This window comes from Burkholderiales bacterium (genome assembly GCA_015075645.1).
In the GTDB taxonomy this organism is placed as follows: domain Bacteria; phylum Pseudomonadota; class Gammaproteobacteria; order Burkholderiales; family Casimicrobiaceae; genus VBCG01.
This window is the reverse complement of the sequence record JABTUF010000008.1, coordinates 1-24,272: the sequence shown is the minus strand read 5'-3', so window position 1 is coordinate 24,272 and position 24,272 is coordinate 1. Positions and strand designations below refer to the sequence as shown.

The window sequence follows — 24,272 nt, the reverse complement described above, 5'->3', positions numbered from 1 at the left end:
CCGCCCTGCCCCATCCGATCCGGCCGCCGGCGCGACTCCGGCGGCCGGGCGGCCGGCAACCATGGCCACGCAACTCCAGTTCGCGCCGGTCTTCGCCGAGGCGCCGATCCTGCTCGAAGGATTGTGGCTGACCGTCAAGCTGTCGGTCGGTGCGATCGTGCTCGGCAGCGCCATCGGTCTCGCGGCGGCGATGGTCCGCAGCATGGCGCGGCCCGGACGCGCCTGGCCGGTGGACGTGTACGTCGAACTCATCCGCAACACGCCGTTCCTGGTCCAGCTCTACATCATCTTCTTCGGCCTTCCCGCCCTCGGGATCCGCATGACCGCGGAGTACGCGGGCCTGCTCGCCATGACGATCAACCTCGGCGCCTACAGCACCGAGATCTTCCGGGCGGGCATCGAATCGGTGCATCGGTCGCAGATCGAGGCCGGCCTGTCGCTCGCGATGACCCGCGCGCAGGTCTTCCGCCACGTGATCCTGCGCCCCGCCGTGGCGCGCGTGTGGCCCTCGCTCACCAGCCAGTACATCCTGATCATGCTCGCTTCCAGCGTCTGCTCGTTCATCTCGGTCGAGGAGTTGAGCGGCGGAGCGGCGCTAATCCAGTCGAACACCTTCCGCGCCCTCGAGGTGTACATGCTGGTGACCGTCATGTACCTCGGGCTCGCGCTCGCGTTCAAGCTCGTGCTCGCGCTCGTCGGCCACGCGTTCCTGCGCCTGGACCGGGCGCCCCTCGGCTTCGGGAGACGGTTCCCGAGTAGCGGCGCATCCACGGCACCATGATCCGGCCCTTCGGCATCGACGAGATCCTGTTCCTGATCCAGTCCGCCGGCTGGACGCTGGTGCTGACCGTCGTCGCCATGGCGCTCGGGGGAGCGCTGGCGCTGGTCGTCGCGCTCGCGCGCGTCGCCCGGATCCGCGCGGTGCGCGAACTGGCGCGCGCCTGGATCGGCGTGATCCAGGGCGTGCCGGTGCTGATGCTGCTGTTCCTGTCCTACTACGGCCTGTCCTACGCGGGTTTCGAACTCCCGCCGATCGTCGCGGCCTCGATCTCGCTGTCGCTCTACGCGAGCGCCTACCTGGGCGAGATCTGGCGCGGGGCGATCGAGTCGGTACCGCGGCAGCAGTGGGAGGCCTCCGCCTCGCTCGCGCTGTCGCGCGCCCAGCAGTACCGCTACGTGATCCTGCCGCAGTCGGTGCGCATCGCGCTGCCGCCCACCGTCGGCTTCCTGGTCCAGCTCGTGAAGAACACCTCGATCGTGTCGATCGTGAGCGTGGTCGAACTGACGCGTGCGGGCCAGTTGATCAACAACGTCACCTTCCAGCCGTTCAAGGTGTTCGCCGTGGTCGCGCTGATCTATCTCGCGATCTGCTATCCGATGTCGCGCGCAAGCCGCAATCTGGAGGGGAGATTCCGTGTCCATCGTGTCGGTTGAGGACGTCCACAAGCGCTTCGGCGACAACGAGGTGCTGAAGGGCGTCTCGCTCGAAGTGGAGGCGGGAGCCGTGGTCGCGCTGCTCGGTCGCAGCGGCTCGGGCAAGAGCACGCTGCTGCGTTGCCTCAACGGACTCGAGACCGTCGACCGCGGCCGCATCGAGGTCGCCGGTCACGTCATGGACCACCACCCGGCGAAGCTCCGCGCGCTGCGACGCGACGTCGGCATCGTGTTCCAGAGCTTCAACCTGTTTCCGCATCTCACGGTCGGCGAGAACATCATGCTCGCCCCGACCATCGTCAAGCACGGCTCGCGCGACGAGGCGCGGCAGGTCGCCGAGGAAACGCTCTCGCGCATCGGGCTCCTCGACAAGATCGACGCCTATCCGGACAGCCTGTCCGGCGGGCAGCAGCAGCGGGCGGCGATCGCGCGCTCGCTCGCGATGAAGCCCAAGGTGATGCTGTTCGACGAAGTCACCTCCGCGCTCGACCCGCAGCTCACCGAGGAGGTGCTGTCGGTGATCGAGAATCTCGCGCGCGACGGCATGACGATGCTGCTGGTCACCCACGAGATGAACTTCGCCCGGCGCGTCGCGGACGTCGTGGTCTTCATGAACGAGGGCCGCGTGTGGGAGATCGGGGCGTCGGCGAGCCTGTTCGCGACCCCCGCCACCGCGGAGTTCCGCCAGTTCCTCGCGAGTTCGCTCAAGTAGCGAGCGCGGGGTATCGTTGTCGCCGGCGGCGGCGTGGACCGCCGCGGCACGCGCGACCCCACGATCATCGGCGGCGGGAGACCCGACATGGCCAGGCAAGCACAACTCGAACGGGTCGCGCGCTTTCGCGCGCTGCACGACCGCCGCCGCGTGCTGCTGCTGCCCAATGCCTGGGACGCCGGCAGCGCGCGGATGCTCTCCAGCCTCGGCTTCGACGCGATCGCCACCACGAGCGGCGGCGTGGCGTGGTCGCTCGGCTACGCGGACGGCGAGGCCGCGCCGCTCGCCGAGGTCGTCGCCGCAATCACCCGCATCGTGCGCGCGACGCCGCTGCCGGTCAGCGCCGACTTCGAAGCCGGGTACGGCGCGTCGCCGGAGGCGCTGGCGACGAACGTCCGCGCGGTCATCGACTCCGGCGTGGCCGGCATCAACCTCGAAGACGGCATCCGGCACGAATCGCTGCGCGACGTCGACGACGCGGCGCGGCGCATTGCGGCGGCGCGAGGGGCAGCACGCGACATGGGCGTGCCGATCTTCATCAACGCGCGCGTCGACACCTGGATCGTGGGCGGTGGCGCGAGCGTGACCGACCGCATCGACGAGACGCTGCGGCGCGCGCGGGCCTACCTCGCGGCCGGCGCCGACGGCATCTATCCGATCGCGCTCGCCGATCCCGCCGCGATCGCGCGGCTGTGCGCGGAGATCGACGCGCCGGTCAACGTCGGCGCACGCGCCGGGCTGCCCGACCTCGCGGAGCTCGGCCGGCTCGGCGTCGCGCGGGTCAGCACCGCCACCCGGCTCGCCACGTTTGCGCTGTCGGCCGCGCGCTCCGCCGCGATGGAACTGCGACAGAGCGGCCGCGTCGACCATCTCGAGACCGCATTCGGGTACGCTGACATGCAGAAACTGTTTCCGCACGACTGAACCACCGCAGGAGATCGACGATGCAACCACGACTGGACTACAAGGCGGCCTCGCCCGAGGCATTTCGGGCGATGCTCCACACCGAGCAGCAGGTCCACAAGAGCGGGCTGGAAGAGCCGCTGCTCGAACTCGTCAAGTCGCGCGCCTCGCAGCTAAACGGCTGCGCGTGGTGCCTCGACATGCACACCAAGGACGCCCGCGCGCGCGGCGAGACCGAGCAGCGCCTCTACCTCCTGCCGGTCTGGCGCGAGGCGCGCTGCTACAGCGAGCGCGAGCGCGCCGCCCTGGCCTGGACCGAGGCGGTCACGCTCCTCACCGGCGGCGACGTGCCCGACGACGTGTACGCGACCGCGCGCGCGCACTTCGACGAGAAGGCGCTCGTCGACCTCACGCTCGCGATCGTCGCGATCAACGGCTGGAACCGGATGAACGTCGCGTTCCGCACGCCGGTCGGCGACTACGTGAGTCCGCACGCGAAGCGCTGAGCTTCGGCCGCCGGACGCGCCGTGGCACCGGTCGCCGGCGACGGAGAGTTCACGAGCCGCGGCTTCACCATGCCGGTCTCGTCGGCCATCGCCTTCCGCGGCAAGTGGCTCGTCGACGAGGAGTTGTCCGACGTGAAGATGCAGCGACGGCCGGAAACCTAGCCTCCGTCTCCCCCGCCGCCGTCGAATCCCCGCTTCATCCGCGCGCGCACCGCCGCGGCACGTCCGCGCGCCTTCCACTCGCCCACCATCCGCCGCCGGTCGAGCGCGGTCATGGTGTCGCGCGCGTGCTCGCGCTCGAGCTTGTGCCAGTTCCGCAGGCGATCGGGATCGACCCGGTCGCGCACCGCGCACCCGGGTTCCGACTCGTGGCGGCAGTCGTTGAAGCGGCACTCGCCGGCGAGCGCCTCGACGTCGGCGAAGGCGCCGGCGAGCGACGTGCCGCCGTCCGGCTTGAGCGTGCGCACCCCGGGCGTGTCGACGATGCACGCGCCCCCCGGGAGCCGCAGCAGCGTGCGCGCGGTCGTCGTGTGCATGCCGCGCCCATCGACCTCGCGCACCGGACCGGTGTCGCGGACCGCCGCGCCGACGAGCGTGTTGGTCAGCGTCGACTTGCCCGCGCCGGACGAGCCGAGGAGGACGAGTGTGCGCCCGGGTTCGCACCACGGCCCGAGCATCAGGGCCGCCGACGGGTCGGTCGCATCGACGGCGACCACCGCGATGTGGCCGCCCAGCCGCGCGGCGATCGCCTGCGTGCGCGACTCGACGTCGTCGCCGGCCGCGCGCGCGACGTCCGCCTTGGTGAGCACGACCACCGGCGCGATCGCGTCGTGGTGGACGAGCGCGACGAAGCGTTCGAGGCGGCGCGGGTTGAAGTCGGCGTCGAGGCCCATCACGAGCAGCGCGACATCGACGTTGCTGACGATCGGGTGCCGGCGGCCGTCCGCGTCGCGCCGCGCGAGGTGCGTGGCGGGCGGCACCCGCGCGACGATCCACCGCTCGTGCCCGTCGCCCTCGACGAACACCCAGTCGCCCACCGCGAGCGCGGTCGACGAGTCCGAGAGCAGGCGCACGAGCTTCGGATGCGGTCGCGCGGCATGCGCATGCGTTCCGTCGTCGACGACAACGGTCTCGCGGTGCACTTCGGTCACGCGCGCGAGCCGTGCACGCGTGGCATGGTCGAGCCCCGCCGCGAGCGCGCGGACGCGCGTGGCGAGTCCTTCGTTGAAGCCGATGGCGGCCAGGGCCGCCGGGTCGTGATCCGGCATGTTCCTGCGTTCCTCGAATCCTGCGGGCGGCGCAACAACGCCGCCGAAGGGACGCGCGCGAAGGCGCATCCGTCGCTTCGATGCGGGGGAAACGCCGGCGGCCGCCCGGAGTTCGGGCGCGGAACGCGAGGGCGCGGGCGGGATAGCCCGTGCCGGAAGTGGGTCAGTGCGACTGCGGACGAAGCGCGGAACGGCGGCCGGCGGGAAGGACGGTCTCGTGGGGTGCCATGTTCGTCCTCCTCGGTAGGGTGCGCGGGCGCGCACGGGAGGCGCCATTATCCACACGATCGGGTCGATGTCCAGCATCCACGTCGCCGCCAACGGCCGTTCGCCGCGCGGTCACGAGCCCTCACGTGCCGCGGGTATAGTGCGCGCACTCCGGCGCCGGAAACGCTTCCGGCGCCACCCACGAGCCATGCCCATCGCGATCAATCCCGCGGAATGCACCTGGACGGCAATCCGCTCCCGGGGCGCGGGCGGGCAGAACGTCAACAAGGTCGCGACCGGCGTGCACCTGCGTTTCGACGTCGGCGCATCGTCGCTGCCGGAGCGGGTGAAGGCGCGGATCCTGGCGTCGGGCGACCGGCGCATCGCGGAGGGCGGCGTCCTCGTGCTGAAGGCGCAGCGCCACCGCACGCAGGAGCGCAACCTGGCCGACGCGTACGCCCGGTTGCAGGCGCTGGTCGACGACGCGGCGCACGTCGAAGCGCCGCGGCGCGCGACGAAGCCCACCCCCGGCTCGCAGCGGCGCCGCGTCGACGCGAAAGTCCGGCGCGGCCAGGTCAAGGCGAACCGCCGCAAGCCGGTCGACTGAGGAGCCTTCAACGATCGCTGCAGCCCGACCAGGTTCGTTCACGATTTCCGAGCGACCGTGTCCGGCGCGAGGTTGAGGGCTCGGGGCGTTCGCGATCACCGCTCTCGCCTCGCGTAGCCCGCCGGACGCGCTGCGCCGTCCACCTTCCGGAGAACCGCCTCCGCAGAAGGCCGAATGCCGGACATCGCGACCGGAGCGCGCGGTCAATGCGGTCGCAGCACGATCTTCGCGGCGGCCGAGCGCCCGCGGTCGAGGTCCTGGAACGCCCCGGCGCCATCGTCGAGCGCGCGTTCCTCGACCCAACCGAGGTCGCCGAACGATCCCCCATGGAGCGCGGCGACCGTGCCCCGCAGGTCGGCGGTCGTGTAGGTGTAGGTGCCGACGAGCGTGATCTCGGCGAGCGTGAGCTTGCGCATGTCGATTTCGCTCGCCCAGTCCTGCAATCCGATGTGCAGCACGACGCCGCCCGGCTGCACCGCCGCGAGCGCCGAGTCGCGCGTGATCTTCGCGCCCACCGCGTCGATCACGAACGGGTACGCGTTCTCCTTCGCGCCGCCGGAGCCGACGGACGGGTCGAGCGTGCGGCACCCCGCGTGCGTCGCCGCCGACGCCCGGCGCAGCGGGTTCCGTTCGACGAGCGTGACGCGCACGCCCCAGTGCCCGAGGAGCAACGCCGACAGCAGCCCGATCGCGCCGCCGCCGATGACCAGGACCTCGGCCTCGGCGAGCGGTCGAACGAGCGAGCGCGCCGCGAGGTGGATGGCGTGCCAGGCCGTGGCGGCGGGCTCCGTGAGCGCCGCCACGCGCGCATCCATGTCCTGCGGGATGTCGATCAGCGACGCGATGGGGATCGCCATGTACTCGGCGAACGCGCCCGGCCGCGTCATGCCGACCATCGCGCGATGGCTGCACAGGTTGTTGCGTCCCTGCACGCAGCAGTCGCAGGTTCCACAGGTGATGAGCGGGTTCGCGGTCACGCGACGACCCGCGCCGGGTCCCTCGACGATCGTACCGGCGAGTTCGTGACCGAGGATCAAACCCGGCTTGCGCCGCGGGTCGTGGCCGTGGAACGCGTGCATGTCGGATCCGCAGATGCCGACCGCGTCGACGCGCAGCACGACCTCGCCGTCGACGAGCGCCGGACGCGGAGCATCCATCAGCGTCATTTCGTTCGGCGCGGTGTAGATCAATGCCTTCATCGTGTCGCCTTCCGTGTCAACCGGCGGAGAAGCCGCCGTCGACGAAGATCGTCTGGCCGGTCACGTAGGCCGACGCGTCGCTCGCGAGCCACACGACCGTGCCTGCGAGGTCGTCGAGTTCGCCGTTGCGGCCGATCATCGTGCGATCGGCCATCGCCCGCGCGCGCGCCGGGTCGGCGAACACCGGTCCGGTCAGGGGCGTCGGGAAGAATCCGGGAGCGATCGCGTTGCACGTGACGCCGCGGCGCGACCAGTACTCGGCGGTGGCCCGCGTCAGTTGCATGATGCCGCCCTTCGACGCGCCGTAGGGTCCGCTGTTGGCGAAGGCCCGCACCGACTGCAGCGACGCGATGTTGACGATGCGGCCGCGGCCGCGCGCGGCCATCGCCGGCGCGAACGCGCGCGTGAGCAGGAACGGCGCGGTCAGGTTGAGCGCCAGCGTCGCGTCCCAGTCCGCATCGTCGAGGTCGGGAAAGGGCTTGCGGATGTTCACGCCCGCGGCGTTCACGAGAACGTCCGGCGCTCCGGCCGCCGCAATCGCGCGCGCCGGCAGCGCCGCGATCGACGCCCGATCGGTCAGGTCCGCGGCGAGCGCGTGCGCCTCGATGCCGTCGGCCGCGAACTCGCGCACGGCCGCGTCGAGTTCTTCCGCTCGGCGCGCGACGAGGAGGGTGCGCGCGCCCGCGCGGCCGAGCGCGAGTGCGAGCGAGCGCCCGATGCCCGAATTGCCGCCGGTGACGAGCGCCACCCGCCCCGACAGGTCGAAGAGTCCGCGGATCGCCTGATGCACGGCGCGCCCCGTTTCAGTCCCGGACCGGCAGGCCCCGGTCGAAGGTCTCGTCCGGGAAGTACTTCGCCAGCCGGTCGTCGGCGGTGCGCGCGTGACCTTCCATGCCTTCGAGTCGGGAGATGCGCGCGGTCACCTGGCCGATCCGGCGGTTGGCGTCGCGACTCATCCGCTGCCAGGTCACCGTCTTGATGAACTTGTGCACCGACAACCCGCCCGAATAGCGCGCCGCGCCCTTGGTCGGAAGGATGTGGTTCGGCCCGGACGCCTTGTCGCCGAACGCCACCGTTGTCTCTTCGCCGAGGAACAGCGAGCCGTAGGCAGTCAAGCGGTGGAGCCACCAATCCAAGTCGCGGCAGTGCACTTCGAGGTGCTCCGGCGCGTAGCGGTCCGACACGGCAGCCGCCTCCTCGCGCGACTCGCAGAGCACGATCTCGCCGTAGTCGCGCCAGGCGGCGCCGGCGGCGTCGCGGGCGGTAGGCGGCAGTGCGGCGACCAGTCGTTCGACGATCGGCGGCACCGCCTCGGCGATGCGCCGCGAGGTCGTGATGAGCCAGGCCGGCGATTCGTGTCCGTGCTCGGCCTGCCCGACCAGGTCCGAGGCGACGATGGCGGGATCGGCCGAGTCGTCGGCGATCACGCAGACCTCGGACGGCCCGGCGAACACGTCGATGCCGACGCGGCCGAACAGCATCCGCTTCGCCTCGGCGACGTACTTGTTGCCCGGTCCGACGATGATGTCGGCCGGCCGCCCGCCGAAGAGCCCGAACGCCATCGCCGCCACGGCCTGCACGCCCCCCAGCGTCATCACGACGTCGGCGCCCGCGACCTTCATTGCGTAGAGCACTTCCGGGTGGATGCCCTCGCCGCGGTACGGCGTCGAGCAGGCGACGACGCGGGGCACGCCCGCGGCCTTCGCGGTGGCGATGCTCATGTAGGCCGACGCGATGTGCGCGTAGCGTCCGGTCGGGACGTAGCAACCGGCGACGTTCACCGGGATCAGCCGCTGGCCGGTGACGAGCCCCGGCTCCAGCTCGACCGAGAACTCGTGCAGCGACGCGCGTTGCTCGAGCGCGAAGCGGCGCACCTGGTCGGTCGCGAAGTCGATGTCGCGCCGCACGTCCGAGGGCACCGCCGCGGTGCGCCGCTCGATCTCGGCGTCCGTCACGACGATGTCGCCGGTCCAGCCGTCGAGCGTGCGCGCGTACTCGCGGACGGCGTCCTCGCCGCGCCGCTCGATCTCCGCGAGCATCGCGCCGGCGACCTCGCGCGCGTTGCCGGTCTCGGACTCGGGCGTCTTCGACGCCCGCTTGAGCAGATGGGTGGCCATGGGAGCGTGCGCCGTCAGCGGCGCAGGGTGAAGAGCGAGAGCTCGGGGACGAAGCCGATGATCGTCGAGACGACGACCACGGCCAGGACGAACGGCAGCGCCTCGCGCGCGATCGCGGTGACCGGCGTGCGCGTGAGTCCCGACATGACGAAGAGGTTGAGGCCGAAGGGCGGCGTGATGAAGCCGAGCCCGAGCGTGGAGATCATGAACACGCAGAAGTGGATCGGATCGATGCCCACCTTCTGGGCGAGCGGCAGCAGGAGCGGGCCGAGGACGACGATGTTCGGGCTCGCCTCCATGAACATGCCCGAGACGACCCAGATCAGCAGCATCAGCACGATGACGCTGTTGCGGTCGACGCCGAAGGACATGACGAAGGCGACGAACCTCTGCGGGATGTCGAGCACGGTGAGCGCCTGCGCGAACAGCAGCGCGACCGCGATGATCGGAAGGATGACCCCGCAGACGCGCGCCGAGGTCCCGAGCATCGCCGGCACGTCCTTCCAGCCGATGGTCTTCTGCCGGAACCCGACGACCAGCGCGACCGCGACGGCCACGGCGGCCGACTCGGTCGGCGTGAAGGTCCCCGTGTAGATCCCTCCGAGGATGATCACCGGGATCGCCAGCGCCCACTTCGCGTCCCACAGCGCCGCGCGCCAGCGCGCCAAGTCGAAACGCCCGACCGAGCGCTCGTAGCCCTTCACCCGGTTCACGATCGCGTTGGTCAGCATCACCGCGAGCAGCACCATGACACCGGGCACGAACGCGGCCTGGAACAGGGTCGCCGACGAGATGCCGAGAACGAGCCCGAGAATGATGTAGGCGATCGACGGCGGGATCAGGATCCCGGTGCAGGCCCCGGAGGCGACGAGGGCGCAGGCGTAGGATTTCGGGTAGCCCTTCTCGACCAGCCGATCCATCGTGAGCCGGCCCACCGCCGCCGCGTCGGCCGCGTCCGAGCCGGAAATGCACGAGAACAGCCCGCAGCCCATGACGGTCGACGTGCCGAAGCCGGAGCGGAAGCTGCCGAAGCTCGCCTCCGCGAAGTTGAGGAGCTTGATGCCGAGGCCGCTGCGCACCATCGCGTCACCGGTGAGGATGAACAGCGGGATGGCGATCAGCGCGAACGAATCGACGCCGTCGAACAGCGCCTCGCCGACCAGCGTCAGCGGCAGCACGCCGGTCGAGGCCAGCATGGTCACCGTGCCGAGGCCCATGGCGACCCAGAACGGCGCGCCGAGCGCGAGCAGCACGCACAGCAGGACGATCGACAGGACGACGGCCACCGCTACTCCTCGAACATGGACTTGCCGGCCCAGGGCGCGCGGCCGGCCGCGAAGTCGCCGAGGTCACGCTTCAGCGCCTGGAGGCATCGCAGGGCGACGAGCGCGAAGCCGATCGGCACCGCTGCCGCGAACCAGGCCTTGTTGATGCGCAGCACCGGCGTCGTGCCCTCGAACCGGAGGAGCTGCGCGACGGTGTGCATCGACCACCAGAACGCGACGACCGCGAACACGATGGTCGCGACCTCCGCCAGCGCATGGAGCAGGGCGCGCGCCCGGTCCGGCACGCGGCCGATGAGGATGTCGAAGCGGATGTGCGCCCGCTCCTTGACCGCGTACGCCGTGCCGACGTAGCCGAGGTAGATGAAGGCGTAGCGCGCGATCTCCTCGGCCCAGGCGGACGAGTAGTTGAGCACGAAGCGGCGCAGCACCTCCTGCACGATCACGAAGCAGCAGAGCACGTAGAAGACGAGCATCGCGTAACGCTCGCCGTTCTCGTCCAGCAGCGCCCAGGCGCCGCGCTCCTCGCGGCCGGGCTCGAGCCGCAGCACGCCGGCGACGAAGCAGAGGGTCGCCACGAGCACGAGCAGGAACTCGCCGACATCGCCGAGCTGGAGCGGCAGCGGCCTGCCGGTCGATTTCCGCATCGCCGCGGCGACGAGCACGTAGGCCGCGTAGGCGCCATAGAGGGCGAACGCGATCTTGAGGGACGCGGGACGGCGCCCACGCTGCATCGGCGCGGTGTCGTTCATCGGGGGGTGCCGGGACGAACGCGCGCCCGTCCCGGCCGGTCGGCGCTCAGCCGGTGTAGTCGCCGACCGTGATCGGGCCCTTGGTGTCGGCGGCGGTCCGCAGCTTGTCGAACGCGGCGAGCGAACCGGCGAGGCGCACCTTGAACTCGTCCCATTCCTTGCGCTGCTCGCCGCACGCATCGACCCACTGGCGGAACTCCGCGGGCGTCGGGTTGTAGAAGTTCGCGCCGCCCTCGCGCATCATCTTCATCGAGACCTCGCGCGCGGGCGCGATCTGCGCGAAGCTCTCGACCTGGGTCTTGTCGCTCGCCGCGTCGAACGCCACCTGCAGGTCCTTCGGCAAGGCCTGGTACCACGCGGCGTTGGCGGCGAACATCTGCGCGTCCGACACCGAGCGCACCGTCGTGACGTTGCCCAGGATGTCGTGGAACCCGAAGGTCGCGAGCGCGGAGACCGCCGGGTCGAGTCCATCGGCGACGCCCTGCTTGATCGCGGTCGCGGTCTCGCCCCAGGGTACGACCGTCGGGTTCGCACCGGCGAGCCGGTAGAACTGCTGCAGGAGCTGCGACGGCGGCACGCGCATCTTCATGCCCTGCATGTCCGCCGGCGTGCGGACCTGCTTGTAGCCCTTGCGCGTCGACACGGTCCGCGGGTCGACGGTGAAGTAGAACATCGGCTTGTAGCCCTTCGCCGTCACCTTCGGCGTGATCTCGCCGTTCCACGCGGCCGAGGTGACGAGATTGGCGAACTTCTGGTTCTCGCCGCACCAGAACGGGATGTTGATCAGGTCGACGGAAGGTGCGAACGGCGAGAAATTGGAGAGCGACACCGCCCCGCCCTGTACCGTCCCGCCCTGGATCTTCTGGGCCAGTGCGGCGCCGACGCCGAGCTGGCCCGCCGGGTGCAGCTTGACGTAGATCATCCCCTTCGACGCCGCCTCGACGTTCGCCTTGAACGCCGCCTGCATGACCGGATAGCGGACCACGTCCTCGATCTTGTACTCGGTCGCGAAGATCATCGTGTACTTCGCGGCCTTCTGCTTCGCCTCCTCGTCGGCGGCGGATTGCGCGAGCGCGTCGTCGGACCACAGGGTCCCGCCGGTCCAGGCGAGGACCGCGGTCGTGAATCCATAGCGGCCGGCGGCGCGCATGAAGCGGCGACGCTCGGTGCTTGCCGGACGGACGGGCGCAAGCGCCCGCGGATCGTTGCCTGCCATGCCGCGTTCCTCCTCGAGTCGACTTGAGACCCGCAGCATCGCCTGCGGGCCGATCCCCGTGACCGGCGGCCGCGGGCCCCTGCGAATGAAAGCGCTTTCAGACCGAGCCTATGGGCGTTATCATCCGCTGTCAAGCTGCGACGCAGCGAAGCCGCGCGCCCCGACATGCCAGACCGCCCGAACGCGAGATCCGTGGCCCGGATCGAGGACGTCGCCCGCCTCGCCCGTGTCTCCCCCGCGACCGTGTCGCGCGCGCTCTCGCAGCCCGCGCTCCTGCGCACCGGCACGCTCGCCCGCGTCGAGGCGGCGATCGCGCAACTGTCGTACGTGCCGCACGCGGCCGCGCGCACGCTCGCGTCCAACCGCAGCAGGATGATCGGCGCGCTGCTGCCCACGCTGGACCACACCTCGTTCGCGCTGACCGCGCAGGGACTGCAGACCGCACTGGCCGATCGCGGCTACACGCTGGTGCTGGCATGCCACGGCTACGACCTCGAGGCCGAGACGCGCCTCGCGCGCGAACTCGTGGCGCGCGGCGTCGACGGCCTGTTCTTCGTCGGCCTGCAGCGTTCGCGCGCGCTCTCCGAACTCCTGCGGCGCACTCAGACGCCCTACGTCGTCGGGTGGAACGCCGACGTTCCGCGCGGCACCTGGTCCGTCGGCTTCGACAACCGCGCGGCGAGCGCGCTCGTGGTCGACCACCTCGTCGGCCTCGGTCACCGCCGCATCGCGCTCGTCGCCGGTCTGCGGGCGACCAACGACCGCGCACGCGCGCGCGCCGAAGGCGTGCTGGCGCGCCTGGCCGCGCATGGAATCGCGATCCCGCCCGCCTGGCTTCGGGAGTGCCCGTACTCGATCGAAGCCGGCGCCGTCGCGGCCGCCTCGATCCTGGATGCCCGGGAGCGTCCGACCGCGCTCGTCGGCGGCAACGACGCGATCGCCATCGGCATGCTGAAGCACGCCCGCGAGGCCGGCATCGACGTGCCGGGCCGGTTGTCGGTCGCCGGGTTCGACGACCAGGAGATCGCAGGCCTGGTCACGCCGGGCCTGACCACCGTGCGATTCCCGGCCCAGGCGATCGGCGAGCGTGCGGCCGAGGCGCTGGTTGCGCGCATCGAAGCGCGCCCGCACCCGCGCCAGGTCGTGCTCGGCATCGACCTCGTCGTTCGCCTCAGCACCGGACCGGTGCCGACATGCGCACCGGCCGGTCGCCGCGCATCCGCGTCGACCGCTGCGGTGCGCCGGTGAATGTGCGGCGCGCACCGCGTCGCCGGGACGCGCGCATGAAGGGGTACGGCCACCCGCCACGCGCCCGTGCTCGATGACAGCGCGAATCCCGACCCGGTCGATCGTCGCGCTGTCGATCGCAGGCTGCGGCTCCTCCGCCGCGCTGCGCGTCTGCGATCCGCTGATCCCCTATCTCGCGCGCGAGCACGACACGGGACTGGCCGCGGCGGCACAGACCGTCACGGCGTTCGCGATCGCCTACGGCCTGTTCCAGTTGATCTACGGCCCGGTCGGCGACCGCTACGGGAAGTATCGCGTCATCACCATCGCGACCTTCGCCTGCGCGCTGACGTCGCTCGCCTGCGCCTTCGCGCCCAGCCTCGCATCACTCGTCGTCGCGCGCGCGCTGGCCGGCGCGACGGCCGGTGCGCTGATCCCGCTCTCGCTCGCCTGGATCGGCGACGTGGTGCCCTACGAACGCCGGCAGAGCGTGCTCGCGCGCTACCTGATCGGACAGATGTTCGGCATTGCGCTCGGACAGGTGCTCGGCGGCGTCGGCGCGGATCTCTACGGCAGCGGACCCGTCTTCGTCGCGCTCGCGGCATGGTTCGCCGCGGCGGCGCTGCTGCTGCGGCGCTTCGTTCCCGCGCAGGAACGGAGCGCGGCGCACGACCAGGACGGCGCGCTGCGGCGCTACGTCGCGGTGCTCGAGGTGGGCTGGTCGCGCGTCGTCCTGTTCACCGTCTATGTCGAAGGACTGCTGCTGGTCGGCGCGCTGGCGTTCGTGCCGACGCACCTGCACCTGACCTACGGGCTTCCGCTCACGGCGGCCGGCACGGTGGTGATGCTCTTCGCGGCGGGCGGCCTCGTGTTCGCCGCGCTCTCGCCGCTCCTGGTGCGCGGCCTCGGCGAACCCGGACTCGCCGCGGTCGGAGGCGTGCTGCTGGCGTTGTGCCTCGGGGTGCTCGCGCTGCCGTCGACCCCGGCGGTCGCGGCACTGGCGTGCCTCGTCGGGGGACTGGGCTTCTACATGCTGCACAACACGCTGCAGGTGAACGCGACGCAGATGGCGCCCGCGCAGCGTGGCAGCAGCCTCGCGCTGTTCGCGTGCATCCTGTTCGTCGGGCATTCGACCGGCGTGACGCTCGCCGGGTCGCTGGTCGAGCGGATCGGCACCGGCCCGGTCATCGCCGCCGCGGGCGGCCTGCTGCTCTTCGTCGGGTCGGCGTTCGCATTCGCGCTGCAGAACCGTCGTCGGGTTTCGGCCGGACGCACCTGATGCGTACCCGCCGCGGTACATCGACACGGGCGAACCGGCGACCTTCTGCGCGCGGATGACCGGTCGTCAGATTGGTCTCGCAACCAATGGAACGCGCCGTGGGCTCTCGGCGGACCGCTACGCGACAATTGAAACACCCCGGCCGCCGGACTCCGGTGGATAGTTCGCCTCCTGTTCCCGGTTCAACGACAAGGAGTGCGCCATGGGTGGCTGGTTCTCGCTGTTGTACGGCTCGGTCGTCTACGTGCTGTTCCTCGGCACGTTCCTGTACGCGATCGGCTTCGTCGGAAACATCGTCGTGCCGAAGGGCATCGACGCCGGCGCGCCGGGGCCGCTCGCGACGGCGCTGATCGTCAATCTGCATCTGCTGGCGTTCTTCGCCGTGCAGCACAGCGTGATGGCGCGTCCCGCGTTCAAGCGCATGTGGACCCGCATCGTGCCGCAGGCGCTGGAGCGCAGCACCTACGTTCTCGCTGCGTCGCTCGCGCTGTGCCTGCTGTTCTGGCAATGGCGTCCGATCGTCTCGCCGGTGATCTGGAACGTCGAAGGCTCGGGCGCCGCGATCGTGATTCGCGCCGTGTTCTGGCTGGGTTTCGTCGTCGCCCTGGTCAGCACGTTCCTCATCAACCACTTCGAACTGTTCGGCTTGAGGCAGGTGTGGGCCGACCTGCGCGGCCGCACGATCCCCGCGCCGGAGTTCCGCACGCCGCTGTTCTACAGGCACGTGCGGCATCCGCTCTACGTCGGCCTCATCCTCGTGTTCTGGGCGGCGCCGGTGATGACCGCCGGCCACCTGCTGTTCGCGGCGATGACGACTGCCTGCATCCTCGTGGGCATCTGGTTCGAGGAGCGCGATCTGATCGCCCAGTTCGGGGACAGGTATCGCCGCTACCGCGAGCGCACCGGGATGCTCGTCCCGCGCTTCGGTTCCGCCGCGCCAACGACCGGCGGTGACAACGCCCGCAGCAAGGTCCCGCGATGAATCGCCAGGTGGACGAATCGTTGCGCCAGCGCCGGCCCCGGCTCGCCGCATCGCGTGGTGAATCGCCCCGGGAAACCCGGAGCGATTCCGCTCCCTCGCAGCGGCTCAGGCCGCGCGCGCCTCGCCCATCTGCTCGTAGGTCCGGCCGTCGCGGATCTGGTAGATCCGCCGGAACGTCGGGATGATCTTCTCGTCGTGCGTGACGACGATGATCGCCGTCGCGAACCGCCGCGCCATCTCGTTCAGGATCCGGATCACGGCCAGCGCCCGCTCGCCGTCGAGTGGCGCCGTCGGTTCGTCGGCGAGGATGATCGGCGGCCGATTGACCAGCGCGCGCGCGATCGCGACGCGCTGCTGCTCACCGCCGGAAAGCTGGGGCACCCGCGCCTGCGCTCGATGTCCGACGTCCAGCGCCGCCAGCATCTCCCGCGCCCGGTCGCGGGCCCTGCCGTTGCCCATGCCCGCCAGCATCGGCAACAGCGCGACGTTGTCGGTGACATCGAGGAACGGAATGAGATAAGGGGCCTGGAAGACGAAGCCGATGCGGTCGCGCCGCAGCGCGCGCAGGTCGGCCACCCGCCAGCCGTTGTCGTAGATCGTCTCCCCGGCGAGCGCCATGCGGCCCGACGTCGGCTCGATCACCGCGCCGAGGCATTTCAGCAGCGTGCTCTTGCCTGAGCCGCTCGGCCCGATCAGCCCGACGACCTCGCCGGGCTGAACGATCATGTCCACGCCTTTCAGCGCGTCCACTGCCGCGTCGCCTTCGCCGTAGCGCTTGGTGAGCCCGCTGATTTCGATCGCCGGGTGCATCTATCCTCCGATCGCCGTCGCCGGATCGATACGGAGCGCGGCGCGGATGGCGACGATGCTCGCGAGCGCGCAGATCGCCAGCACCAGCACGGCGCCCAGCACCGCGTCTCCGGGGAGCAGCAGCACGTACTTGGGGAAAACCGGCGCCCACAGCGTCGCCACCGTCTTGCCGACGACGAAGCCGATCACGCCCAATCCGAGCGCCTGCTGCAGGATCATCCCGGCGATCGTGCGGTTGCGCGCGCCGATCAGCTTGAGCACGGCGATCTCGCGCACCTTGGCGAGCGTCATCGTGTAGATGATGAACGCGACGATCGCGGCGCTGACCACGGCGAGGATGACGAGGAACATGAAGATCTGCTTCGCCGACGTGGCGATCAGCTTGGCGACCACGATCTCGTCCATGTCGGATCGCGTGTACGCCTCAAGGTGTTTCCAGCGGCGGATCTCGCGCGCCACGACCGCTTCGTCGGCGTGGGGCGCGAGCCGCAGCATGACGACGTTGACGTTACGGCTGCCGGCCTGGCTCGCCTGCACGGCCTCGAGCAATCCCGGCACGCCGGGGCGGTTGAACGCGGGGTTGGCGGCGGTACGCGCACGTTCGTTGACCAGCGCGTCGTTGTCCTTGAGGAACTGCGCCTCCTGCGCGTCCTGCAGCGGCACGAAGACCATCGGGTCGCCCCCCGACGACACCATGCGGCGCGTCAACCCGACCACCGTGTACTCGTGCCGGCGGATGCGGATGCGCTCGCCGAGCCGGAAGCCGGCACGTATGTCGGCGATCGCCTCGTAGTGCGAGCGCGTGATCGGACGTCCGGCCACGAGGTAGCCGGGTTCGCCGGGACGTCCCGGCTGGAAGCCCACGAGCATCACGCGGACGTCGCCGCCGGCATGCTGGACCTGGATCGAGAGGTAGGTGACGTTGCCGGCGTCCGCCACGCCTCGGACGCCGAGGAGCGCCCGGTAGGCGTCGTCGCGCACGTTCGACGGTTCGGCGTAGGGACCGAGCGTGTCGCGCTGCACGACCCAGAGATCGCCGCCGCCGTTCTGCAGCAGGACCCTGCCGTCGTCGACCAATCCGCGGTAGATGCCCGCCATCGACAGCGTCAGGCCGACGAGCAGTCCGAGCCCCAGGCCGGTGAAGACGAACTTGCCCCAGCCGTGCAGGACGTCGCGACCGGCGAGATTGATCATGGTTGGGCGCCGATGATCGCCGCGACGACCTTGACCTTGGCGTCCGGCCGCAATGCTCGCTCGCTGTGCACGACGACCTCGTCGCCCGTTGCCGGCCCGTCGAGAATCTCGGTACGTCCGTCGAGCGTCGTGATGCCGGTCCTGACCGGCCGGAACGCGATGCGCCCATCGTTCACCTGCCAGACGCCGTGCTGCCGATCCAGCCGTTTCACCGCCGCCGCCGGCACCGAACGCACGTCGGGAAGGCGAGCGGTATGGATCGTCACCTCGGCCAGTTCACCGACCGACATCGCTTCGGGCCACGCCGCGAAACCGACGTTGACGATCCGTTCCTCGGTTACCGCATCACTGATCCAGTCGACGCGCTGCACCTCCCCGCGATAGGCGCGTCGCGGGTCCGAGCGCAGCACGATCTCCGCGGACTGGCCGACGCGCACGCCGCCGGCCTGGCCCTGGTCGATGCGCGCCTTGATCCACAGGCTCGCCGGGTCGATGACCGTCACCACCGCCTGTCCGGCGACGATCGTGCTTCCGGGTTCGACCAGCCGTGCGCTGACGATGCCGGCGACCGGGCTCACGAGCCGGGCCTGCGCACGCAGCTTGCCGACCCCGGCGACATCGGCCAGGGCGCGTTCCCGGTCGCTCTGCGCCGCCGCGAGCTGCGCTGCCGCAGCGTCCACGGCCGCCTTCGCGGCGTTCGCGTCATATTCCCTGACATCGACGGCTTCCTGGCTGACGAACCCTTGCGCGCGCAGCTCGGCGTAGCGGCGAGCACTCGCAACCGCAACCTGCGCGCGGCTGGACGCCTCCGCGAACTGGGCTTCCGCGGCGCGGATGGTGCTCGCTGCACGCTCGGCCGCGAGCTGCCCGCTCGCGACGCGGTCGTCGAGATCGACCGGGTCGAGTTCCGCGAGCAACTGTCCGGCCACGAGCCTGTCGCCCTGATCGACGAGCACGCGGGCCACGCGGCTCGCCACCGTCGGACCGAGCGCGTAGCTGCGACGTGCCTCGACCGTACCGATGCCGAACGAGCTCGCGACCAGCGGGCCCTGTTCGACTTTCGCCACGGTCACCCTGGACGGTGCCAGCGGTCCCTGACTCGTCGCCAGCCAGCCCAGCAGCACGACGATCGCCGCGCCGGCGACCATTAGCACCGCCTTGCGATCGAGGCGCAGGTTCATGGCTTCCGGCGCCCGCGATAGCCGTGGAGGAGCAGCGGGAACAACCGACGCGCCCGCTTCGGCATTCCGGCCTCGTCCCCCGCCAGCGCGGACTGGATGACCAGACTCTGTACCGCGCCGATGAACAGCACCGGCGCCAGCGAGGTGTCGAGGTCGGTGGGAAGCTCGCCTGCCGCCTTCGCCTCGGTGAAGAGCGATGCCAGTCGCTTGCGGTACGCGATGATCATCGCGCGAACCTCGGTGCGCACCGGCGAATCGCCGGGGTACTGCAGTTCGTGGAAGATCGCACGGGGAACGCCCGGGTTCGCCGCGACGAACGCCACATGCGCGTGAAACGCCTGCTCGATCCTGGCGAGCGGCGTCCCGCCTTTCTCGATCGCAGCCGTGAACACCGCACCGAGCGATTCGCGCACCCAGGCGAAGACGGCGAGCCAGATCGCCTCCTTGTCCGGGAAATGCCGGAAGACCGCACCCTGCGTCACGCCGATCCGGTCAGCGATCGCCTGCGTGGTGATGGCATCGGGACCGCGCTCGCGCGCCAGCGCCAGGACGGTGGTGACGATCTCGCGCCGCCGTTCGTCGGTGGGCAGGCGGTGGCGCGGGACGGCCCGGACAGCGGTGGTCGTATCCATGCGTCGAAGGTGGGCGCTTGAAAGTAAGTAATCAAGTACTAGCTTAAGCGTGAACGGCCGAGATTGGCAAGACCCTCCGACCCGAGGAGCAGCGCATGTCGCACCCGGAGCATTTCCACGCTGCGCCACGGATCATCGTGCGCCCGGTTTCCCGGGGCGGCGACGGACGGCGTCATCGAATTCGCGCATGCCGATGCCGTTGCACCCGCCGGGCACTCTTGTCCGACCGTGCCGCTGGCCGGCGCCGGGCGCTCGTCGTCGAGCGTGCCGACGATCCGGAACTCATCGTACGGGCGGCGGTACTTGCCGTTGGCGTGCAGCGTGGGCACGCCCTGGCCGTAGTCGACCTGCGCTTCCTCCCCGGGCAGGAACTCGAGCACGTCGAAGCGCTCCGGTGCGCGGCGCTTGAGGCTCGCCACGAAGCGCTTCACCGAGTTGTAGGAGTGGGCGAAGCCGTGCAGTTCCACCAGGTCCTGGTAGATGCTCACGGCGTTGCGCCCGAGCTCGACCTGGGCCTCGACCCAGGCCCGGTGCGGCGCACACGCCGACAGCGTCGGCGCCGGTGGCCGGGGTGGGGGAATTTGCTCGTCCCCAGCTTCCGCGCCGGTGGCCACCCCGGAGGAATTTGCCCGCTGGTAGCGACGGATGGTCTTGCGATCCACCCCGGTGAATCGCTCGATCTCCCGCTGCGTCGCACCCTGCGCGAGCAGCGTGCGAATCGTGGTCAACAACTCCGGCTTCAAGACGTTCACTCCTTCCCCCTCACGATGGCGAGGGGCAACGGTAACGTCCCGCCGCGCGGCGCCCCGATCAGGCGCAGCTATGCTCGATCAGGTGGAGGTATTTGGGGTGGCCACGAGTGGAGGAGTTTGGGTGGCCGCCGGGGGTTCAGGCCGCTTCCCCACCCGGTGGCGAGGCCCTCGCCCGCGCCGACCCGAGTGCGACAGCGCCATTTACGCGCCGATGACGCGCAGCCCACTTGCCTTCGCGGCGATGGCCAATGCCGCGTCGTGCGTCGCCATCGACAGGTCCTTCCCCGCCTGCTCCTTCCACAGCAACGCCGTGGCGAGATGAATCGCATCCAGCGTTCCCAGCGCCGTCGGGAGCGGTTGGGCAGCGCGCGCCAGAACCGGGTGGGTAATCTCCACGATCTCCATGGCCTCCAACAACCGGTATACCGCCTCCCTCTGTTCCGCGATCGTCTCGTCGGCGAATCCTTGCGCCAGGCGCAATCGGTCCAGCGTTCGAAGACACTCCACTTCCGCGAGCGCCGAGGCGATGCCCAGCGTGACCCGGCTCCATTCCTTCAGAGCGTCGCGCTGGCCAACGACGACACGCAGCAATACCGACGAATCGAGGTAGGCGATCACCGATCGCCTTGCCGCTCTTCCATCAGCAGCCTGACGACGTCTCCACGGAACCTGAGGGGTGGCGGAAGAGGCACGCGCTGGAGTTTCGGCGCTCCCGGTACGGGCGCCCGAAGCCTGAGGGGGCCAATGCCTGCCTTCCACGGAACGATGCGCGCGATCGGCGTATCCCGGTCCAGAATCGTCAACGAACCACCTGCCCGCACCTTGCGCAGATGTTCGCTCAGGCGGCTCTTCAGGTCGGCGATGCGTATCCCGGTCATGGTCACATGATAGTCAACTCTGGTCACGATCGCAAGGGAGCGGTCGTGGCGAGCCACGGGACGCCTTGTGCTGCGCGTGCTCGCTGCCCGGCAGCGCCGGCAACGGCCCATCGGTCAGCGCAGATCGCTTGGCCGCATCGATCCGGAAAGTGCCGGATGGGCCGAAGTCCGTCCGTCTCATCGGTCGGTCCACTACCCTGAACGGACAAACCCGGCAAACGGCGGCCAAGCAACAACGAGCGAGCGCTCGAAATTGAAACGGATTGCGTCTGGAAGACGCAACCCGTCGATGATTTGGCTCCCCGACCTGGGCTCGAACCAGGGACCTGCGGATTAACAGTCCGTCGCCGCCGAGGTCGGAATAAGAAAAGCAATCAAGCACTTATGCCATTCTCGGTGGGGTCAGTTTTTTGGCACGTAATGGGACTTGACGCCCCTGGACGGGCAGATACGTCGACTTAATAGACCCCGTTTTGAACAGGCCGGATTCAAACGGGCGCCGTTCATGCCGTCTCCTTCTTTGTGGCGCGTTTGATCTTGATCTCTATCTCTTTGCCAAGCGCTCGCGCGGCTTTGATGAGGGTATCCAACTGAACCGAGACATTGCTTGGATCCAATACGCGGTCGAGCTGCGAGCGGCTGGTAGCCATCTTCCTTGCCATGTCCAGCTTTGTCAGCTTGGCCGCCTGCATGCTCTCCTCCAGTTGTTCGGCGAGAGCGCGCTTGAGAGCCTTCGCCTGAACATCTTCGAAGATACCCTCCTCCTTCAGGAAATCGTCAAATCTGGAACCGGTGCGCGGGTTACGTTTCGCCATGTTGCCACTCCTTGAAGCGTTTCTCTGCCAACCTGATATCTTCATTCGGTGTCTGCTGTGTCTTCTTGATGAACCCATGCAGCAGCACCATCTGTCGCCCCTCGACCGCGAACAGTGTCCGCGCGATGCGATTGGCCAGCGACGTCCGAACCTCCCAGACGGCTCCGCGCAGGTGGTCGACGTGCGGTTTGCCGATCGGCCACTTGAACTGAACGTAAGCAATGTCCTCGCCGATCGCCTTGCGCTCATCCTTCGGCAGACTCTTCAGCCACTCGCGAACGGGTTCGCTGCCGCTCTCCGATCGAAAGAAGACGGCGTCGAGTCGTTGCGGCGTCGGCAGAGCGTAATGTACCGTATACGGTACATATTGTCAATGCCTCGCCGCGAGGGGCTGCGTCCTGCTGCCGCGCTCATAGCGTTTCGCCACCACGTGAATGATGAGGTAGGCGCTATCGCAGAAAATGAGTCTCGTGGCTCCCCGACCAGGGCTCGAACCTGGGACCTGCGGATTAACAGTCCGCAAAATGGAAACTTAATTTTATTGTTAGTTCAACTGCTTACGGTGTCCGCGCAACTTCACTGTAGCAGTCGAATGCAGTGCAACACAGGGGCATGCAAAACAGCGCAGCTACATTTTCGTATACACCTGCCCATCGATCAAATTGGCCCTGTCGCGCAGTCGCGAGAAAGCGCGTGAATGCGCCTTAAAGCCATTATGACGGACCAGCGCCGCCGCAACTTGGCGTCCCGAGTTGGGGTGTGTAAGCCCCGCTCAATGACCTCCTGGTTCGTAGTCCGAAGCCTGCCTCGTAACTTATTGATGTCTAACAGGTCGAACGCCCCCTGCAAGGATTTTCGACCGTATCGTGCCGTGGCGGAAGTCAGCAAAGTCTTGCGAAAGCCTTGCATCGCGAGACAAGTCTTGCAGTCATTCCGAGCTGCGGCATCTTGCGTGAGAGCGGACCTTAGCACTGCGGCAATCAACCCGTTTCCGACTTTAGTCTCAGCCAAAAGGGGTCATACAAATGCGTTCCCCAGTTTCTCCATCGCCGACGTGGCCACCCTGCCGTTGCCCTGCACGGCAACCGCTGCGCTCAAGGCATGGCGCCAACTGGATGTCGTGCGAAATGTTGTCCATGCGCTGCAAGCGTCACGCGTTATCGCGAAACGCGGATGCCGAAACGCCGCGTCAGCACGGGGCCAAGGATCGATGTGGCTATCACCAGCACCACGACGGTGTTTAGCATCTTCTCGTCGATCAGGGTGCTCCCGTCCGGGCCTGCTGCCCGGTAGGCCACTGTCGCCGCCGCCAAGGTTGCCGCGACCTGCGGCAGCGTGAGGCCCCACATGAGCCGAACCTCGTCGCGCCCAATCTTGAACAACATTCCCGCCACGCGGGCGGCGAGATACTTGGCGAACACGAGGCCGCCGACAATCGCCGCGACCAAGGGTGCATGGTTCAAGAGCGTTTCCCCCAACACCTTGAAGTCGACGAGGAATCCCGTGGCAAGGAAGAATACCGGAATGAACAGGGCGTCGCTTATCGTTCGAAGCGACTCGGTAACGCGATTCTCCCCAACCGCGCGCTTGACGGCGATCCCCGTCAGGAACGCGCCGACGATGCCCTCCAACTCAATTGCCTGCGCGAGCGAGGCCGCGATTGCGATCATCGCGATCATCACCCCGAGCCGAAGCTCCGGCAGCCGCGTCCTGCTGTCTATGAACCGCGTGAAGCTACTGAGCCCGAACACGACAGTCGGAACATAGATTCCAATGCCGATGAGTGTCGTCGCCATATGCGCGGGCGAAAAGCCCGCCGTGTGCACCGACAGCGTGACGGCGAGAATCAGCATGGCCGTTATGTCGGTGATGATGGTGGCAACGATGGTCATGACGACTGCATCGCATTCGAGCAAGTTGAGCTGACGCACGATCGGCAGCCCCAGCAGCGTATGGGAGGCGAGTAGCGAGCCGATCAGCACCGCGGCGTTGGTCGAGTAACCGAAGGCGCGCGCCACGCCGAAACCCAGCGCCAGGGGTAGGACACAGGTGAGGACGCCGAAGATCCCGGCGCGCAATCCGGAGCGGCGAAGCTGGGAGAGATTGATTTCATAGCCCGCGAAGAACATCAGCAGCAGCTTGCCCAGCTCAGCGAACAGTTCGATTGCTTTGCCTTCCGGGTTCAGCAGCCCCAGGACAGCCGGACCGAGCAGCACGCCGCCGAGCAGCACCCCAAGCACGCCCGGGAGCCCCACGTGCTCCGCAACTCGCGGCAATATGACGATCAGCCCGAAGATGAGCGCGAACTTGGCGATCAA

At 69.0% G+C, this 24,272-nt stretch carries 27 protein-coding genes and 1 tRNA gene; 10 read left to right on the top strand and 18 right to left on the bottom strand.

Annotated features, from left to right (window positions below; genetic code table 11):
* Positions 1-61 precede the first annotated feature (61 nt).
* The 6 genes from HS109_20045 (at position 62) to HS109_20020 (ending at position 3,717) form a co-directional block, all read left to right on the top strand.
* A complete protein-coding gene (locus tag HS109_20045) occupies positions 62-781 on the top strand; it encodes an amino acid ABC transporter permease (GenBank protein ID MBE7524638.1) in 720 nt (239 codons plus the stop codon).
* The gene (locus HS109_20040) at positions 778-1,434 is read left to right on the top strand and encodes an amino acid ABC transporter permease (protein ID MBE7524637.1); all 657 of its coding nucleotides are present in this window, start codon (positions 778-780) and stop codon (positions 1,432-1,434) included. Before HS109_20045 ends, HS109_20040 begins: the two co-directional genes overlap by 4 nt.
* A complete protein-coding gene (locus tag HS109_20035; protein ID MBE7524636.1) occupies positions 1,415-2,146 on the top strand; it encodes an amino acid ABC transporter ATP-binding protein in 732 nt (243 codons plus the stop codon). The genes HS109_20040 and HS109_20035 overlap by 20 nt, the downstream gene beginning before the upstream one ends.
* 87 nt (positions 2,147-2,233) lie before the next feature.
* Positions 2,234-3,070 carry an isocitrate lyase/phosphoenolpyruvate mutase family protein gene (locus tag HS109_20030; protein ID MBE7524635.1) on the top strand — a complete coding sequence of 279 codons (837 nt, stop codon included), beginning with the start codon at positions 2,234-2,236 and terminating at the stop codon, positions 3,068-3,070.
* Between the two features lie 20 nt (positions 3,071-3,090).
* Complete coding sequence (locus tag HS109_20025; GenBank protein MBE7524634.1) at positions 3,091-3,555, top strand: carboxymuconolactone decarboxylase family protein; 465 nt, start codon at positions 3,091-3,093, stop codon at positions 3,553-3,555.
* Positions 3,556-3,576: 21 nt separating this feature from the next.
* Entirely contained in the window at positions 3,577-3,717 is a 141-nt protein-coding gene (locus HS109_20020; protein MBE7524633.1) for a hypothetical protein, read from the top strand.
* Here the strand turns inward: HS109_20020 and rsgA are convergent.
* Positions 3,714-4,823, bottom strand: a complete 1,110-nt coding sequence (gene rsgA, locus HS109_20015; protein ID MBE7524632.1) for a ribosome small subunit-dependent GTPase A — start codon at positions 4,821-4,823, stop codon at positions 3,714-3,716. The two genes, HS109_20020 and rsgA, sit on opposite strands and share 4 nt — an antisense overlap.
* Positions 4,824-5,238: 415 nt before the next feature.
* Between rsgA and arfB the strand changes: the two genes are divergently transcribed.
* Positions 5,239-5,637: an aminoacyl-tRNA hydrolase gene (gene arfB / locus HS109_20010; protein MBE7524631.1), complete on the top strand. Its 399-nt coding sequence runs from the start codon at positions 5,239-5,241 to the stop codon at positions 5,635-5,637.
* Between the two features lie 203 nt (positions 5,638-5,840).
* On the opposite strand, the gene HS109_20005 is transcribed toward arfB, so the two are convergent.
* The 6 genes from HS109_20005 to HS109_19980 all read right to left on the bottom strand — a co-directional run bounded on the left by HS109_20005 (position 5,841) and on the right by HS109_19980 (position 12,204).
* Positions 5,841-6,836 (bottom strand): alcohol dehydrogenase catalytic domain-containing protein, encoded by a 996-nt coding sequence (locus HS109_20005; protein ID MBE7524630.1) that lies wholly within the window; start codon positions 6,834-6,836, stop codon positions 5,841-5,843.
* 16 nt (positions 6,837-6,852) lie between these two features.
* The gene (locus HS109_20000) at positions 6,853-7,626 is read right to left on the bottom strand and encodes an SDR family oxidoreductase (protein MBE7524629.1); all 774 of its coding nucleotides are present in this window, start codon (positions 7,624-7,626) and stop codon (positions 6,853-6,855) included.
* Positions 7,627-7,639: 13 nt separating this feature from the next.
* On the bottom strand, positions 7,640-8,953 hold the full coding sequence (gene hisD, locus HS109_19995; GenBank protein MBE7524628.1) for a histidinol dehydrogenase: 1,314 nt from the start codon (positions 8,951-8,953) through the stop codon (positions 7,640-7,642).
* Positions 8,954-8,967: 14 nt separating this feature from the next.
* A complete protein-coding gene (locus HS109_19990; protein ID MBE7524627.1) occupies positions 8,968-10,272 on the bottom strand; it encodes a TRAP transporter large permease in 1,305 nt (434 codons plus the stop codon).
* Positions 10,242-10,712 (bottom strand): TRAP transporter small permease, encoded by a 471-nt coding sequence (locus tag HS109_19985; GenBank protein MBE7524626.1) that lies wholly within the window; start codon positions 10,710-10,712, stop codon positions 10,242-10,244. The genes HS109_19990 and HS109_19985 overlap by 31 nt, the downstream gene beginning before the upstream one ends.
* Before the next feature lie 322 nt (positions 10,713-11,034).
* Positions 11,035-12,204: a TRAP transporter substrate-binding protein gene (locus tag HS109_19980; GenBank protein MBE7524625.1), complete on the bottom strand. Its 1,170-nt coding sequence runs from the start codon at positions 12,202-12,204 to the stop codon at positions 11,035-11,037.
* 192 nt (positions 12,205-12,396) lie between these two features.
* On the opposite strand from HS109_19980, the gene HS109_19975 reads away from it, so the two are divergent.
* The 3 genes from HS109_19975 (at position 12,397) to HS109_19965 (ending at position 15,692) form a co-directional block, all read left to right on the top strand.
* Complete coding sequence (locus HS109_19975) at positions 12,397-13,452, top strand: substrate-binding domain-containing protein (protein ID MBE7524624.1); 1,056 nt, start codon at positions 12,397-12,399, stop codon at positions 13,450-13,452.
* Between the two features lie 73 nt (positions 13,453-13,525).
* Positions 13,526-14,710 carry an MFS transporter gene (locus HS109_19970; GenBank protein MBE7524623.1) on the top strand — a complete coding sequence of 395 codons (1,185 nt, stop codon included), beginning with the start codon at positions 13,526-13,528 and terminating at the stop codon, positions 14,708-14,710.
* A 202-nt stretch (positions 14,711-14,912) separates the two neighbouring features.
* The gene (locus HS109_19965; protein ID MBE7524622.1) at positions 14,913-15,692 is read left to right on the top strand and encodes an isoprenylcysteine carboxylmethyltransferase family protein; all 780 of its coding nucleotides are present in this window, start codon (positions 14,913-14,915) and stop codon (positions 15,690-15,692) included.
* Positions 15,693-15,797: 105 nt separating this feature from the next.
* Here the strand turns inward: HS109_19965 and HS109_19960 are convergent, their stop codons facing one another.
* The 11 genes from HS109_19960 to HS109_19910 form a co-directional block, all read right to left on the bottom strand.
* Positions 15,798-16,502 (bottom strand): ABC transporter ATP-binding protein, encoded by a 705-nt coding sequence (locus HS109_19960; GenBank protein ID MBE7524621.1) that lies wholly within the window; start codon positions 16,500-16,502, stop codon positions 15,798-15,800.
* The gene (locus HS109_19955; protein MBE7524620.1) at positions 16,503-17,696 is read right to left on the bottom strand and encodes an ABC transporter permease; all 1,194 of its coding nucleotides are present in this window, start codon (positions 17,694-17,696) and stop codon (positions 16,503-16,505) included. It lies immediately after the preceding gene.
* Positions 17,693-18,877 (bottom strand): efflux RND transporter periplasmic adaptor subunit, encoded by a 1,185-nt coding sequence (locus HS109_19950; protein MBE7524619.1) that lies wholly within the window; start codon positions 18,875-18,877, stop codon positions 17,693-17,695. The genes HS109_19955 and HS109_19950 overlap by 4 nt, the downstream gene beginning before the upstream one ends.
* Complete coding sequence (locus HS109_19945; GenBank protein MBE7524618.1) at positions 18,874-19,509, bottom strand: TetR/AcrR family transcriptional regulator; 636 nt, start codon at positions 19,507-19,509, stop codon at positions 18,874-18,876. Before HS109_19945 ends, HS109_19950 begins: the two co-directional genes overlap by 4 nt.
* 38 nt (positions 19,510-19,547) lie before the next feature.
* Positions 19,548-20,261, bottom strand: coding sequence for a hypothetical protein (locus HS109_19940; GenBank protein MBE7524617.1), 714 nt, complete (start codon positions 20,259-20,261; stop codon positions 19,548-19,550).
* Positions 20,262-20,462: 201 nt separating this feature from the next.
* Positions 20,463-20,879 (bottom strand): PIN domain-containing protein, encoded by a 417-nt coding sequence (locus tag HS109_19935; protein MBE7524616.1) that lies wholly within the window; start codon positions 20,877-20,879, stop codon positions 20,463-20,465.
* A complete protein-coding gene (locus tag HS109_19930; GenBank protein MBE7524615.1) occupies positions 20,876-21,139 on the bottom strand; it encodes a hypothetical protein in 264 nt (87 codons plus the stop codon). The genes HS109_19935 and HS109_19930 overlap by 4 nt, the downstream gene beginning before the upstream one ends.
* A 295-nt stretch (positions 21,140-21,434) precedes the next feature.
* Positions 21,435-21,520 (bottom strand) — tRNA-Asn (locus tag HS109_19925).
* 122 nt (positions 21,521-21,642) lie between these two features.
* Positions 21,643-21,954 (bottom strand): XRE family transcriptional regulator, encoded by a 312-nt coding sequence (locus HS109_19920; protein MBE7524614.1) that lies wholly within the window; start codon positions 21,952-21,954, stop codon positions 21,643-21,645.
* Positions 21,941-22,294, bottom strand: a complete 354-nt coding sequence (locus tag HS109_19915; protein MBE7524613.1) for a type II toxin-antitoxin system RelE/ParE family toxin — start codon at positions 22,292-22,294, stop codon at positions 21,941-21,943. Before HS109_19915 ends, HS109_19920 begins: the two co-directional genes overlap by 14 nt.
* A gap of 817 nt (positions 22,295-23,111) precedes the next feature.
* Positions 23,112-24,272 (bottom strand): cation:proton antiporter (locus tag HS109_19910; GenBank protein MBE7524612.1); only part of this gene is annotated, 1,161 nt, incomplete at its 5' end.